This window comes from Clostridium sp. UBA7503 (genome assembly GCF_002477055.1).
Classification (GTDB): domain Bacteria; phylum Bacillota; class Clostridia; order Clostridiales; family Clostridiaceae; genus Clostridium_J; species Clostridium_J sulfidigenes.
This window is the reverse complement of the sequence record NZ_DLNT01000028.1, coordinates 141,466-157,371: the sequence shown is the minus strand read 5'-3', so window position 1 is coordinate 157,371 and position 15,906 is coordinate 141,466. Positions and strand designations below refer to the sequence as shown.

Sequence of the window (15,906 nt, the reverse complement as noted above, 5' to 3'; positions counted from 1 at the left end):
ATCTATTTTGATATTTTAATTTTATCACTTTTATATTTTAATTTATTACTTTTATTTTTTTCTTTTTGATACTAGACCAACACCACCTATAATTGTTAATGCTCCAATTATAAGTTTATAATCAAATACACCACCAGTCTTTGGCAAAACATTTATTATTTTATCAACAATCTTTTCAGCTTGGTTTTTAACAATAAATTCTTGTATTTCCGTAGAATTAATCTTAACTTGCAATTCTTCTTTACTTAAAATATATCCCTTAGGAGCTTTTGTTTCTCTAATAGTATAATTACCATAACCCACATCATTAAAAGCTACAATACCATCCTTATCAGAAACTACAGTCGTTACTTCTTTGCCGACTCTGTCATATAAGGTAAACTCTGCACCTTTAAGTAGCTTTCCATTCATATCAGTTTTAGTAATTATAATACTACCCTTAATTCTGTTATTTACTACCTCATAAGTATATAGCTCACTATCTTTATCCACAAATACCTTTATCGTACCTTCTGAAGCTAAATATCCTTCAGGAACTTTTGTTTCTTTTATTGTATATTCTCCATAAAGAATATCCTTAAACAACACAGTACCATCTTCTCCTGATACAGAAGTTCCAATTTCTTTACCATCTGAATCGTATAACGTAAATTCTGCTCCTTTTAAAGGCTTGTTATCTTGATCTAATTTTTTTACTTGAATCGAAGCTCTAATTCTTGTGTTAGAAATACTTTCAGGATTTGCTTTTACAGTTTTATCATTTTCAATTATATTAGCAGTTAATACTTCCTCTAAAATAACATATCCTTCTGGAGCTTTTGTTTCCTTTATAGTGTACTTTCCATACTCTACATTTTCAAATTGTACCTTCCCATTTTCGTCACTTATAGCTGTTGCTATAGACTTCTCAAACTTTGTATCAGCTTCTTTATAAAGGCTAAACTCTGCTCCTTGTAATGGGTTTTTATCTTCACCTAACTTATTAAACTCTATTTTTCCTCTAATTTTTGTATTAGATATACTTTCAGGGTTAGCTTTTACTACCTTTCCATCTTCAGTAATAGTAGCAGTTAATACTTCCCCTGAAGGTATATATCCTTCTGGAGCTTTTGCTTCTTTTATTGCATACTCTCCATACTCCACATTTTTGAAGTCTACTTTTCCATTTTCGTCACTTATAGCTGTTGCTATAGGATTTATATATGAAGTGTCTAAAATCTTATAGAGAGTAAACTCTGCCCCCTCAAGAGGTATATTATTTTCATCAGTTTTAAAGAATTCAATTTCACCTTTAATCTTTTCATCTTTATAATTATAGGTTATATTCTTTTCATCTTTAGTATTTTTAAGTTGAAATTTATACAATTCACTACTTAATGTATATCCTGTTGGAGCAACCTTTTCTCTAACATAATAGTCTATAGCAAATTTCAATTTACTAAATACAACTTCTCCAGTTGAGTCTGTTGGTTCTGAAGTTTTTATAACATTTTCATACTTATCAAGAAGTTCAAAGACAGCTCCTTTAAGTTTAATATTTTCATTATTTTTATCTACCTTTGTAACCTTAATGCTACCAGTTTCCCCAACTCCACCACCGCCAGCACCTTGGAATATAACATCAATCTTTCCAGAAGAAGAAGTTCCCTCTATTCCTGTGCCTTTAAAGGATATAGCGTTAGTAAATGGTGACTTATTTTTGTCTACTACATCAGTTCTAAAGGTTAAAATATATGCTTCTTCAGTTGGAGACGGTAATATAAAGGTAAACTCTCTTGTTTCAGCATTATATTTTACATTGCTTTGATTTAAAACAACCTCTTCCCCTTTTTCAATGTTTCCATTAGGTTTTAAAATCTGTTTATACAGTTTTATAGATGTGGTATCAATTTCAAGTCCCTCTTGAAGGATATCTGTTAAAGCTGCATCCTTAATTAATATTTTGTTAGAGTTAATGGTTACACTCCAATCAATATAAGAATTACCTCTTTCATAGGTAGCTTTTTTATCTATTAAGGTACTTTTTATAGTACCTCTTCCTGTACTTTCTACACCGCTCGGCACTAAATCAGTTATTAGCTTTGCAGTATTCTCAACCTGCTTTTCTCCATTAGTGGTAAATATAGAGGTATCTGTAATTTTAGTCTTAAAAGTTATTACTTGCTCATCTTTGATTTCACTAGGAAAATTATATCTTAAGGTTTTGGCAGTTTCATCATAAACATAATTTGATGATTCTGCTGGACTTCCATTAATAATAACAGAATTAGGAACAAACTCCTGCCCACCCTTAATATTATCTATTATATAAGCATTAGGAAGGATCATTTTATTTTTATTAATTACAATCTTCCAGGTAATTTCTCTTGTTACATAGTCATAATCACTACTAGACTTATTTATAACCTCACTTTTTAAATACTGCCAATTAGAAGCGTTAGATTCTTTAATATTGTCACCTGTTAATCTAGCTTCATTATAATAATTTTGATTATTGTAACTATATCCTTCCATATTTCCTGCATAAACCTTGGGATCTGTTACTTTTGTTCTAAAGGTTATTGTATAAGTTTCGTTAATATTACCATTAAAGGTATAAGTTAATGTTCCAGTTTTATTAGCACCACTCTCTGCTGCTTTCACATAGTTAAAACTTCCTCCTAGAACCTCTTTATCTATAGTAGCAGAACCATCTACATATTCTTGTCCTAATCTTATTTCATCAGTAACCACTGGATTTTTTATTGCTATCTTATTACTATTTATAGTAACCTTCCAAGTAATTTCTCCTGTAGCTGGATTATATCCTGTGCCTTGTTTAGAAATAATGCTAGTAGGTACTCCAACGCCCTTTTCATCTGAAGCATCGCTTGGTACTCCATCACCAATTAAAGTTACTTTATTGTTATAGGTTTTCCCTGTATTGGAATTAAAGGCATCTCCATCAGTTACATCTGTTGAAAATTTGATTATATGTGGCTCATTAATAGCACTTGGGAAAGTATAGGTAAATTTTTGTCCAACTAAAGAATAATTATCCTCAGTTTGGTTTCCATCCATCTTAACACTACCATCTACAAAAGTTAACCCCTCTGGTATATCATCAGTAACTACAGCATTTGGAATATTTTGAGCATTGTTATTTACATAAATAGTCCAATTAATCCTCTTTGCCTCTACATCGTACTTTCCATCTTTTCTAATAAAGTCTGTATAAATAGCTACTGATGCCTCATTAGATTCTACAAAAGTTCCATCATGCTTAAAGATTGCTTTATTCTTCTCATATACCGTAGCTCCCTCAGATTTAAAAGCTTCTGGATTTACTACCTTGGTTTTAAAGGTAATTACTTGCTCTGTTTCTATTACACTTGAGAATTTATAAGTTAATCTATTATTGTTATAATCATAGTTATAATTTGCTATATCTGCATTAGCTCCATTTATAGTAACAGAACCAGGTATAAACTGTTGTCCCTCTGGAATGTTGTCCAAAATTTCAGCATTATTAACCTTAACTCCTTCTGAATTCACAATTACTTCCCAAGTAATTTCATTTGTAGAAGGGTCATATTCTCCGTACTTCATAGCAGAAGCATCAGGAACTTCCAGTTGTTCAAAGTTTACATTAATTATAACAGGAGAAGAATTTCCTCCAATTTCAAATGTAATAGGTACTGGACTAGGTTCTCCTATTTGATCAGGATCAAATTGAGTATCAATAAAAAAGAATCCTGAAACATTGGAATTATTCTCTGCAAATTCATTAAAAGTAATGGTAACATTACCATCAGTTTCTATTTTAACATTTGCAATTGTATCTCCATTATCAAGAGTAATAGGGAAATTTAGTGTGCTTATTATTTGGATTTCCTTAGGTATTTTCAAAGTATAAGTATCACCATTTTTTACCGTCCCCTGATTTGGTATAGTAAACTTATAGGTTAGTTTTACCTCTTCATTTTTACTTATGGGATTTGATGACTCATTTATAGGATCCCCATCATTACCTGTTAATCTTACTTCAGTAATAAATGGAAAATCTCCTGTAATATCCATAGCACTAGCTTGCATTGTAGGAACAATATTTAAAACTTGACAAACTACAATAACTAAAGTCATAAAAATAGATAATCTCTTCTTTACCCTAGGTGCAGACATAAATTTCTTATTTTTCATAATTGTCCTCCTTAATAATTTTTTTTCAATAAAAAAGACCGACCCTATACCAATCTTATATAAATATAAGTTTGGTTATAAAGGTCGGTTGCACTACTTACTCCATATATACAAAGTGCCCAAATTAGTATATATTTCAATGTTTCCTTAAAACTATTAGAAAATTGTATTTAATATTTTATGGAACAAAATTAAATCAATCTATGCTTAAGTATAAAAACAGATAGTTTCTTTTTTAGTTTGGGTATGGATTTAAATTTCTTTTTAATATTCCTCCTTAATAATTTTTTGTAATAAAAAAACCGACCCCATGCCAATCTTATATAAATATAAGTTTGGTTATAAAAGTCGGTTGCACTACTAACTCCGTATATACAAAGTGCCCAAATTAGTATATACTTCAGTGTTTCCTTAAAATTTTAATAAATTGTATCTAATATTTTATGGAATAAAATTAAATTATACGATATTTATTATTATTTAATATATTTTACTATTTAAGTATAACTCTATATCTGGTGTTTGTCTATACATTTTTTTGTTTTTTATACCAGTATTTTCTATATTGAAGTTTTATACTTATATAACAAAAACCGACCCTATGCCAATCTCATATAAATATAAGATTGGTTACAAAGGTCGGTTGTACTATTAACTCCATATATACAAAGTACCCAAATTAGTATATACTTCAGCATTTCCTTAAAACTTATAATAAAATGTATCTACCATTTTATAAGAGGATATTAGCATAATTGGATGTAACAGTCAATAATATATTGCATAAAATACATAATTAACTAAAAATACGCCTAAAATTAACATACAATATTTTATTCATTATGAATACTAAAATTTACACCTAAAAATAATAGGCATGAAACATTGATAACTCAAGCTTCACACCTATTTGAAATTTATCCGATGACTACCATCTCTAATACTCCCATCTTATTCAAAGTGGGAGTTAAGAGCTGCTACGTCCCTGGATAACGATTTCTAAGCTTCATTGGGAGTAAAAACTCCTTCTGAAGCAAAGAACTCTATTTATAATATTATAATTAGGGGATAATTATAAGTATTAACTTTATTATTCTACTACTAAAGTAGCTTGCATTGTTTGACCCTTTCTTACGAATTCTATAGGAATGCTATCTCCATCACTGTAAGCTTCTTTTTCCTTATTTAATTCTTCAACGGTCTTAACATTTTTCTTACCTATTTTAGTAATTACATCTCCAGGTTGTAATCCTCCCTTTTGTGCTATACTAAAATCTTCAATACTTTGAATATATATACCTACCGGCAAATTATATTGTTTTGACAAATCTTCAGTTATATTTCTAACTGCTATACCAAACTTTATTTTTTGTTTTACTAAGGCATCTAATTTTTCAGTGGCATCATTTATTGGAATTGCAAAACCTATTCCCTCTACTCCTGTAGAGCCTATCTTAGCTGTATTTATACCTATAACTTCACCTTGAGAATTTATTAATGGTCCTCCACTATTCCCTGGATTTATAGCAGTATCTGTTTGGATAAGGTTCATTTTCTCTCCACCTTCAGTTAAAGCTACTCCTCTATTAACAGCACTTATAATTCCTGTTGTTACAGAGCCTAGATATTCTTTTCCAAGAGGATTTCCTATAGCTATAACTTGTTCTCCTGCTTGAAGACTATCAGAATCTCCTAGTTCTACTTTACCTGGCATTTCAACATCATCAGTAATCTTAAGAACTGCTAAATCTGCATCTTCCTGATAGTTTACAACCTTAGCATTTACTTCTTTACCTGTACTAAATATAACTTTAACTTGACTAGCATTTTTAACTACATGATAGTTTGTAAGTACATAACCATCATCTGAAAAAATAAATCCTGAGCCAATGCCTTCTTGTTCACCCATATCAAATCCAAATACATTAGTTGAAACTGAAGTGGTTGATACACCAACTACAGCTGGAGAAACCTTTGCTACAATTTCTGGTATATTCATACTGCTTATAGGATTAATATTTGCTGTTGTTCCACTATTATTTGTTTTTGTTTTAGCTTCCTTAATTGCTGATTGTATAGTACTTCTCATAGCTCCATAAGTAACACCTGTACCAATTGCTCCTCCTAATATAGAACATATTAGAGCTATAGCTATATAAGATTTAGCTGAACCTTTACCTTTATTCTTTTTATCTTTATTCTTTTTTTCTTCTTCTTGCCATGATGAAGTATTAACTTCATTGAATTTTAAGTCATCATTTGTTGTATATTCTACATCTTGAATCACAGTGTAGTTTATATTGTCACTAGTATTATTGTCATTATTATCTTTATTAATACCGGTGTTTTCATTTAAGTTATTATTGCTATTAATTTCATTATTATTGCTATTAATTTCATTATTATTTAATTCATTATTGTTTATATCTTTATCCATATTAAATCTTCCCCCTTATTAAAAGTTAATTTGTTTACTATTCTTATCTATATATATTATTATCAACACTTATGTGTCAGTTAAGTGACTAAAATATGAATGAATTCTTAATTGTACCTTAAAGGATTAAAATTTAAAAAAATCCTATATGTAAATATAATATTCTAAAAAACTACTAAAGCCTTATAGCTTCAGTAGTTTCCTATTTGAATCCTAAATTAACTTAGAGGAAGAATAAATTCTTCCTCTAAGAAATGTTAATATAATCTTTTCTTAGCATAATCTCCGTAATCATTACCATGATCACTCATGTCTACCTCATCTATAATGGAGTCAAGATCAACTTCACTTTCACTTTTTATATCTTCATTTAAATCATCAAAAGCAATTTCTTCACTAGTCTCCATATTGTAATTCCTTCGACTTCTTGTCTTTGCAGCTTCTATCTCAGCTTCTCTTACATTTTCCCAAACTGAATCAGACATAGGGGTTATGCTTCTAAAATCACCAAAATAGTTATGTGTATCTGGTGGATATATTGGTCTTGATTTATCATTACTCATATTATACCGACCTCCTCAATCACTTTACTATAGTGTGTATTAAGGAGTTAATTTTTATGTATGAGTGCTATAAATATTAGGATTTTTTATTTTTCTGCATAAAGAGTTATTATCTTAACTATAGTTTTTACTGCTTTTTCCATAGAATCTACAGGAATGAACTCAAATTTTCCGTGGAAGTTATGTCCACCTGTAAATATGTTTGGAGTTGGAAGTCCCATAAAGGATAATCTTGCTCCATCAGTACCGCCTCTTATAGGAACTATAATTGGCTCGATATCAAGAGCTTTCATTGCTTCAACAGCTGTGTCTACTACATGAATTACAGGTTCTACTTTTTCTTTCATGTTGTAATATTGATCTTTTACTGAAATTTCTATAGTGCCTGCACCATATTTTTTATTAAAAAGTTCTACTATTTCTTTAATTAAAGTTTTCTTTTCTTCAAAGGTATTTCTGAAGAAATCTCTTACGATATAAGACATAGTAGTCTTTTCTACAGTTCCTACCATATCGCAAAGCATGAAGAAACCTTCATATCCTTCTGTGTATTCCGGTCTTGCATTAACAGGTAATAATCCATTTAACTCCATAGCTATTTGCTGAGCATTTATCATTTTATCTTTAGCACTTCCTGGATGAACATTTCTTCCGTTAATTACTATTTCCACACCAGCAGCATTGAAGTTCTCATATTCGATTTCTCCAACAGCTCCCCCATCTACAGTGTAAGCAAAGTCCGCTGCAAATTTTTCTACATCAAAGTGATCTGCACCTTCTCCAATTTCTTCGTCTGGAGTAAACCCAACTTTAATTGTACCATGCTTTATATCTGGATTTGCAATTAAATATTCCATAGCAGTAACAATTTCTGATATACCAGCTTTGTCGTCTGCTCCTAATAAAGTAGTTCCATCTGTTGTGATAAGAGTCTTTCCTATATAGTCATTTAATTCTGGAAAATCTACTGGAGATAAAACTGTATTTGCATTTAATTTAATATCTCCACCTTCATAATTCACCATTTGAGGCTTAACATCTTTACCTGAATAATCTGGAGCAGTATCCATATGAGATATGAATCCAATAGTTGGTATTTTTTTATCAGTATTAGCAGGCAATGTAGCCATTACGTAATTGTTTTCATCAATAGTAACATCACTCATTCCGATTCTTTTTAGTTCTTCAAATAAAACTTCACCTAAAACTCTTTGGCTAGCAGTACTTGGGGTTGTTCCCGTAGAATCACTTGATTGTGTGTCATACTTAGCATATCCTAAAAATCTTTCTATAACTTTTGACATAATATCGCCGCCTTTTTAATTTTTATAAATATTTTATATTGTTAATTATATTTATTTTGTCCCATAACCCTAGTATATAAAACTCTAATTTTTTTTACAAGTTAATAAATTGTATATATCTACTATTTATCGAATTTATTTGTTATAATAATCATGAACAAGCTATGTCTATCCGCTGCTAACATAATGTATTATATTGAATAAATTTAATTTAATACAATACATTCTAATTTATAAAAAAACAAAATTTAGTTAGAAGTAATTGGAGGGTAAGATAATATGTTAGATTTTAATAAAGCGTTGAGCTTTGAAGAGTATGTAGAAAAACAACATGCCAAATATGGTAATATCCAAGATAAGACCTATGCAGACACTGAACTTTCTAGTGCTACTAAGGAACAAATAAAAAAACTAGACAAGGTTGTTCATGCTGCAATATTTACAGAAGGTTTTTGTCCTGATTGTATCGTAACTATTCCTTTCGTACAAAAACTTTCAGAAGAAAACCAAAACTTAAAGGTTCATTTATTTCCTAGAACAGGTTACGAAGGCTTTCTTGAAGAAGCAGTAGGCTGCAAAAGTATTCCTGCAGTAATCACTTTTACTGAAGAAATGGATCCTAAGGGTGCCTATGTAGAAATGCCTAATGAGTTGTTCAAAAAACTTCCTATAATCTCTAATGATGAGAGAAAAGTTCTTGTTGCAGAATATAGATCTGGAAAATACAATGATTTAATAGAAAAAGACCTTTTAGATATAATACTGTGATTTTGTATTACATTTTAAAACTCATTCCTATATTTATTCATATATGGATGAGTTTTTGTATTAGTGTTATATAAGTTAATTATTAATGAGGTGATATTATGGGTTTTAAAACAGAAATAATAACAAAGGATAAAATAAAAACTTCTAGTTGGAGTGGAGGCACTACTAACGAAATATATATTTATCCTAAGAACTCTAATTATATGGAATTAAACTTTAAATGGAGAATTAGTTCTGCCACTGTAGAACTAGAACACTCCACCTTCACTAATGTTCCAAAAATTTATAGATATATAACAACTTTGGAGGGTTCCATGGATCTTTGTCACAATAAAGGCCCTCTAATTCACTTAGAACCTTTTGAAGTTCATGGATTTTCTGGAGATGTAAACACAGAAAGCTTTGGAACTGTTACAGACTTTAACTTAATGATAGGACCTGGATGTTATGGTGTGATGGATGCATTAACTTTAACTGAAGATTCTTTACTAAAACTGAATTTAAATAAAAGGAAAAATAAATACTCATATCATAATTATATATTCTTCTCACCTAATTCACACCTAACCTTCACCATAGATGGGAACAATATATCTCTACCTAAAAATGATACCTTAATCATAGAAAGTTGTGAAAAAGATAGTCTTTCTTCCATAGAAATTGCCTCCTCACAACCTTGCAATATCATTAGTATAGAAGTGGGCTTTTAAAAATAACTTATCCAAATCTATGCCTCTGTTGAAAATTACAGTGATAACGTATAAGTGTAATTTTATAAAGTATGGAGCATATACTTTAATATAAGTATATGCTCCATATTTTTAGTCTTTACAGACTTGCTACTCCCTTTTCTCTTGCTATTCTCATAACTTCCTCTGCTACTTTGCCTGATACTCTCTTGTCTAAGGCATTTGGGATTATGTTTTCTTCATTTAATTCTTCTTCTGGAATTAGGTTTGCTAAAGCTCTTGCTGCAGCTAACTTCATTTCATCATTTATTTCTGTTGCTCTAACTGTAAGAGCTCCCTTAAATATACCAGGGAATACTAGAACATTATTAATTTGATTAGCAAAATCTGAACGGCCTGTTGCTATTACTCTAGCCCCTCCTAATTTAGCTTCATCTGGCATTATTTCTGGAGTTGGATTAGCCATTGCAAAGATAATTGCATCTGAATTCATAGTCTTTACATCTTCTGCATTTATCATGTTAGGCCCAGATACTCCTATGAACACATCAGCTCCTACTAAAACTTCTTTTAATGAACCTGATTCTTTATTTTTATTAGTAACCTTTGCTATTTCTTCATGGGATTCAAATAAACAGTTGCCTCCATCATAAATAGCACCCTTCTTATCACACATGATTATATTTTCTGCTCCCGCCTTTAAAAGCAATTTACAGATAGCAATTCCAGCAGAACCAGCACCATTTATTATTATTTTAACATCTTTAATATTCTTCTTAGTTAACTTTAATGCATTATATAACCCAGATAATACAACTACTGCAGTTCCATGTTGGTCATCATGGAATACAGGAATATTTAATTCTCTTTTTAAAGTTTCTTCTATATAAAAACATTCAGGAGCCTTTATATCTTCAAGGTTTATTCCTCCGAATACAGGACATATTAATTTTACAGTTTTTATTACTTCTTCTGGATCTTCGCTATCAATACATATTGGAAAAGCATCTACTCCAGCAAATTCCTTAAACAATAATGCCTTTCCTTCCATTACTGGAATTGAGGCTTCTGCCCCTATATTTCCAAGTCCTAATACTGCTGTTCCATTGGAGACTATAGCTACAGTATTAGATTTTATTGTATAATCATAAACCTTATCTTTATCCTTAGATATTTCAATGCAAGGCTCTGCAACTCCAGGCGTATAAGCTATAGATAAGTCTTCTCTTGTATTAACAGGAATTTTACTTATAACCTCTAGTTTTCCCTTCTTCTCCTTGTGCATTTTTAAAGATTGTTCACCATATGACATAATTAAATCCTCCTAATTAAAATAATCTATTTTTTTGAAGATGCCTTATTTAAGTAATCACAATAAGGTGCTATAGGACATTCATGACACTTTGGCTTTCTAGCATCACATATCTTTCTTCCATGCCAAATAATATAATGATGTGCATCACTCCACATGTTCTTTGGTACGTATTTCATAAGTTTTTCTTCAACAATTTCTACATTATCTCCAGGTGCAAAACCTGTTCTATTAGAAATTCTAAACACATGGGTATCTACAGCTATAGCAGGCACTCCAAAAGCATTAGATAAAACTACATTAGCCGTTTTCCTACCTACTCCTGGAAGAGCTATAAGTTCTTCCATAGTTCTTGGAACCTGACCATTATATTTTTCTACAATGGATTTACATGCCCCTAATATATTTTTACTTTTATTTTTATAGAATCCACAACTATGAATCTTTTTACCTAATTCTTCTTCACTTAACGTCAGTATAGCCTGTGGAGTATTATACTCCTTATATAATTCCTTTGTAACTATGTTAACCCTTTCATCTGTACATTGAGCAGAAAGTATAGTTGATACTAAAAGTTCAAAGGGTGTTCTAAAATCTAACCCGCAGGAAGCTCCTCTATAGGTCTCTTCTAATACTTCTAAAATTTTCTTTCGTTTTTCTTTATTCATAAAATCACCTCAATAAATTTCAATGACTGTAGTATTCCTAATTAGTTCACTTCTATTATATCAGATTTTTATTATTTTACTTAATTAAATAAGGGTTTAATTGATATGTATTTATCTATAAAAGAATAATATTATTTTATAAACAAATACTATAAAAAAACTTAATACAATAAGGAGGATTATCAAATGGATAATGCAATGTTTTGTTATCAATGTGAACAAACTGTAGGGGGAAAGGGATGTACTAAGTTAGGTGTTTGCGGTAAAACCCCTGAAATAGCCAATTTGCAAGACTTATTAATTTATCAGTTAAAAGGAATCAGTTGTTATGCTAAAAATTTACTTGATAATGAGCAAGTTATAGATAAATCAGTGGTTAGCTTTGTAGAAAATGCTCTATTTACAACTTTAACTAATGTTAACTTTGATGCAGCAAGTCATTTAAATATGCTTAAGGAATCACAAAAAATTAAAGAAGACTTAAGAAGTAAGGCATCTACTAATAAAGAGTATCCTGATCAAGCAACCTATAATTTAAGTAAAACTAAGGAAGAAATGTTTAAGGATGCCGTTAAAGCCGGAATTATGTATGATGGAGATTTAGATGCTGATATACGCTCTTTAAGACAAACTATTGTTTATGGCCTAAAGGGTATAAGTGCCTATGGACACCAAGCTAGATTTTTAGGTTACTATGATGACCAAGTTGATAACTTCTATTTTCTAGGATTAGAATGTACAACAAATGATAACTTATCTGTTGAAGAGTTAATTAGAATGACTATGAGAACTGGTGATATGAGTGTAGCTGTCATGAAAAAACTTGATGAAGCTAATACTGAAAGTTATAAAAATCCAACTCCTCATTTAGTTAATGTTAAAGTAGAAAAAGGCCCTTTTATAATTGTTTCTGGTCACGATTTAAAGGATTTAGAGATGTTGTTAAAACAAACTGAAGGTATGGGGATAAATATATATACCCATGGTGAAATGCTTCCTGCTCATGGTTATCCTGAACTTAAAAAATACCCTCATCTAGTAGGAAACTATGGTAGTGCATGGCAAAACCAACAAACGGAATTTGATAACATTCCTGGCTGTATACTTATGACCACTAACTGCCTTATGAGACCTAGAGAAACCTATAAGGATAGAATATTTACAACTAACGTAGTTGGATGGGATGGAGTTAGACATGTCACTCTTAAAGAAGATGGAACAAAGGACTTCTCTGAAATCATAAATAAAGCTTTAGAATTAGGTGGATTTACTGCTTCTGAAGACAGAAAAGAAATTCTTGTAGGCTTTGGTCATAAGGCTACTTTAAGTAATGCCGGCAAAATTGTTGATGCAGTTAAAAAGGGTGAAGTTCGCCACTTCTTCTTAATAGGTGGTTGTGATGGTGCAAGGCCTGGAAGAAACTACTACACAGATTTTGCAAAAATGGTTCCTGAGGATTGTATTATACTTACTTTAGCTTGTGGAAAATATAGATTTAACAAACTTGAATTTGGTGAAGTAGCTGGACTACCAAGGCTTCTCGATGTAGGTCAATGTAATGATGCTTATTCTGCAGTAAGAATTGCTACAGCTTTAGCTGATGCCTTTGAAACTGATGTGAATGGCTTACCATTGTCCATTGTACTATCTTGGTATGAACAAAAGGCTGTAGCTGATTTACTAGCTTTATTGTCCTTAGGAGTTAAAAACATATTCCTGGGACCTTCTCTTCCTGCATTTATAAGTCCAAATGTACTTCAATACTTAGTAGACACCTTCCAATTAACTCCTATAAGTACACCAGAAGAGGACTTAAAAACTTGTCTTAAGCAAAGAATTAACTAATATATTAAATGGTAGCCCATAGGACTACCATTTATTTTTATATAGTTCACAAAAACTTACCCTTGTGCAATCAGCTTGTCTTTTTCAAGAATGTGACTTACTAACCACTGATTTACGAATTCTAATAAATCAAGAATATATTTATGTTGATTCTCATCAATTTTATTTAAATCTATTTCATCTAATTTTTTTATAAAATTATCATGATCTATTTTTTGAGTAAACATTTTTTTATAATTTATACTCTCCATATAGGCTTCTTCATCTCTAAAGTGAAGAGCAGCATACCCCTTCAATTCTTCAATTAGGTTTACTATTCTATCATATTTATCAATAATGAACTCATTATTTAGTAACTCATAAACTTTATTAGCTATTTCAAAAAGCATTTTATGTTCATTATCAATAATCTCTATTCCTGTTTTAAATTCTTCCTTCATTTCGTACATTTAAATTACCCTCCAACTTCTCTCAATAGTACTAGTAAAATACGTTCAACATGAATTTATTGAACTATTTCACTCTAGGACTATATAATACCATATAAGTCAATATCCTTCCATAACTTCAAGTAACAAAATGGTGTATATTCCTATAAATTAAACCCTTATTACTTATTATTTATTTGCATTATTATCTTATCTTGAGCCTGAAGTATTTCATCTAATTGAACACTTCCTAATTTTCTTCTCGCCTCTACAAAATCAATATCTAGAAATATATTTTGAATATAATAAATAACCCTTGGTGAAGCCCCTAATATAGCTTTACATAGAGTATTCATATCTAATTTATACAGAACTGTTTTCACTCTTTCCCTATCTATACTAATAATATCCTCAAAACTAAATAGTTTAGAAGATATTTTGTTAAATAAATATATGTCATTTTCTTGTATTGTCATCATTAATCTAGATTTTTCAACATCTTCAAGATTCCTTAGCAATTCTATTATCTCTTCTTCAACATTGAAGAGTTCTTTGTATGTTTTTTCTAGATAGTAGGATATTTTATTCCAAAGTTCTTCTGTTACTTGTCCATTCCTAATAATTTCTTCATAATATTTGGTCCTTAGCTCCACTGATAGCAATGACACAAAAAAAGTTAAATTCATAATAATTCCCCCATAAACCCCATTCTTATAAATGAATATATATCTATATACTCGTACCATTTTCCTAAAAATGAAATAATAACCTGTATTTATTTCAAACAATTAGCAATCGCAAATGTACTACTTTGTTTGTGCATACAAAAACCTACAAGAGGAATTAAATTTAGTTCTCTTTTAAATATTAAATAAAAATATGGCATAGTAGTTACATGATGACATTCATTCCTTTACAAATTTAAGTACCTTCATTATCATAGCTCTTTTAAATTCAGCAAGGGCAAGTAGATTATTTCCTATTAAATGAGGTATAATATATTTAAAAATATAGGAGGAAATATGCTTTGGCACATTACGGCAATCTTCAAAAAATAAGGGATGGTAAAAGAAAATATGGTATAACACCTCATATTCCTGGAGGTTTTATAACTCCAGAAAACCTTGAAAAAATAGCTAAGATAGCTAAGAAGTATAATGGAGTTATAAAAATAACATCTGGACAAAGAATCTTAATAACTAATTTAGAGGAAAATGACCTACCTCAAATATGGGATGAACTACATATGGAACCCGCTGTTAAAACTCAAAATTCCGTTAAAAATGTAGAGATGTGTCCAGCAGGATATTGTAAAAGATCAAAATTTAATACAATTGGTATAGGTATGAAATTATCTAAAAAATATCAATGGATGGATATGCCTTGTAGAACTAAAATAGGTGTAGCAGGATGCAGAAATGCTTGTGGAAGTGTTTATAGTAAAGATGTGGGTGTTATAGCAGATATTAATGGTAAACTCATGGTAACAGCAGGTGGTTCAGCTGGATATAACCCTAGGATTGCGGATATTATAGCTAATGATTTATCAGAAGAGGATACTTTAAATTTAGTAGATTCTATATTTGATTACTATAAAGAAAATGCTCATGATGGGGAAAAATTAAGTTTTTTTATTGAAAGAATTTCAATAAAAAACTTTAAGAAAGAAGTTCTAAGTAGGTGTTAGAACTTTTTTGTGATTTAAGTAAATAA

Annotated in this window: 12 protein-coding genes and 3 riboswitches; of the genes, 4 read left to right on the top strand and 8 right to left on the bottom strand. The window is 30.3% G+C overall.

Annotated features, from left to right (window positions below):
* Positions 1-51: 51 nt before the first annotated feature.
* The 4 genes from B3630_RS08805 to pepT all read right to left on the bottom strand — a co-directional run bounded on the left by B3630_RS08805 (position 52) and on the right by pepT (position 8,483).
* A complete protein-coding gene (locus B3630_RS08805; protein WP_346897329.1) occupies positions 52-4,179 on the bottom strand; it encodes a SpaA isopeptide-forming pilin-related protein in 4,128 nt (1,375 codons plus the stop codon).
* A gap of 73 nt (positions 4,180-4,252) precedes the next feature.
* A riboswitch (cyclic di-GMP riboswitch) is annotated at positions 4,253-4,334 on the bottom strand.
* A 182-nt stretch (positions 4,335-4,516) separates the two neighbouring features.
* Positions 4,517-4,599: riboswitch (cyclic di-GMP riboswitch) on the bottom strand.
* A 208-nt stretch (positions 4,600-4,807) separates the two neighbouring features.
* A riboswitch (cyclic di-GMP riboswitch) is annotated at positions 4,808-4,889 on the bottom strand.
* A gap of 380 nt (positions 4,890-5,269) precedes the next feature.
* Positions 5,270-6,616 (bottom strand): S1C family serine protease, encoded by a 1,347-nt coding sequence (locus tag B3630_RS08800; protein ID WP_346897327.1) that lies wholly within the window; start codon positions 6,614-6,616, stop codon positions 5,270-5,272.
* Positions 6,617-6,873: 257 nt separating this feature from the next.
* A complete protein-coding gene (locus B3630_RS08795; protein ID WP_346897325.1) occupies positions 6,874-7,179 on the bottom strand; it encodes a hypothetical protein in 306 nt (101 codons plus the stop codon).
* 86 nt (positions 7,180-7,265) lie between these two features.
* Positions 7,266-8,483: a peptidase T gene (gene pepT, locus B3630_RS08790; RefSeq protein WP_346897323.1), complete on the bottom strand. Its 1,218-nt coding sequence runs from the start codon at positions 8,481-8,483 to the stop codon at positions 7,266-7,268.
* 279 nt (positions 8,484-8,762) lie between these two features.
* Here pepT and B3630_RS08785 point away from each other — a divergent pair, with 279 nt between their 5' ends.
* A complete protein-coding gene (locus B3630_RS08785) occupies positions 8,763-9,251 on the top strand; it encodes a thioredoxin family protein (RefSeq protein ID WP_346868919.1) in 489 nt (162 codons plus the stop codon).
* Between the two features lie 98 nt (positions 9,252-9,349).
* On the top strand, positions 9,350-9,961 hold the full coding sequence (locus tag B3630_RS08780; RefSeq protein WP_346897321.1) for a HutD family protein: 612 nt from the start codon (positions 9,350-9,352) through the stop codon (positions 9,959-9,961).
* 118 nt (positions 9,962-10,079) lie between these two features.
* Here the strand turns inward: B3630_RS08780 and B3630_RS08775 are convergent, their stop codons facing one another.
* Together B3630_RS08775 and nth are read right to left on the bottom strand one after the other, a co-directional pair.
* Positions 10,080-11,252: an NAD(P)-dependent malic enzyme gene (locus B3630_RS08775; protein WP_346897319.1), complete on the bottom strand. Its 1,173-nt coding sequence runs from the start codon at positions 11,250-11,252 to the stop codon at positions 10,080-10,082.
* Positions 11,253-11,278: 26 nt separating this feature from the next.
* Positions 11,279-11,920: an endonuclease III gene (gene nth, locus B3630_RS08770; protein WP_346897317.1), complete on the bottom strand. Its 642-nt coding sequence runs from the start codon at positions 11,918-11,920 to the stop codon at positions 11,279-11,281.
* A gap of 186 nt (positions 11,921-12,106) precedes the next feature.
* Here nth and hcp point away from each other — a divergent pair, with 186 nt between their 5' ends.
* Positions 12,107-13,765 carry a hydroxylamine reductase gene (gene hcp / locus B3630_RS08765; RefSeq protein WP_346897315.1) on the top strand — a complete coding sequence of 553 codons (1,659 nt, stop codon included), beginning with the start codon at positions 12,107-12,109 and terminating at the stop codon, positions 13,763-13,765.
* Positions 13,766-13,821: 56 nt separating this feature from the next.
* Here the strand turns inward: hcp and B3630_RS08760 are convergent, their stop codons facing one another.
* On the bottom strand, positions 13,822-14,214 hold the full coding sequence (locus tag B3630_RS08760; protein WP_346897313.1) for a hemerythrin family protein: 393 nt from the start codon (positions 14,212-14,214) through the stop codon (positions 13,822-13,824).
* Positions 14,215-14,375: 161 nt separating this feature from the next.
* Entirely contained in the window at positions 14,376-14,879 is a 504-nt protein-coding gene (locus B3630_RS08755; protein ID WP_346897311.1) for a FliG C-terminal domain-containing protein, read from the bottom strand.
* 341 nt (positions 14,880-15,220) lie between these two features.
* Between B3630_RS08755 and B3630_RS08750 the strand changes: the two genes are divergently transcribed.
* Positions 15,221-15,880, top strand: a complete 660-nt coding sequence (locus B3630_RS08750; protein WP_346897309.1) for an NAD(P)/FAD-dependent oxidoreductase — start codon at positions 15,221-15,223, stop codon at positions 15,878-15,880.
* Positions 15,881-15,906 lie beyond the last annotated feature (26 nt).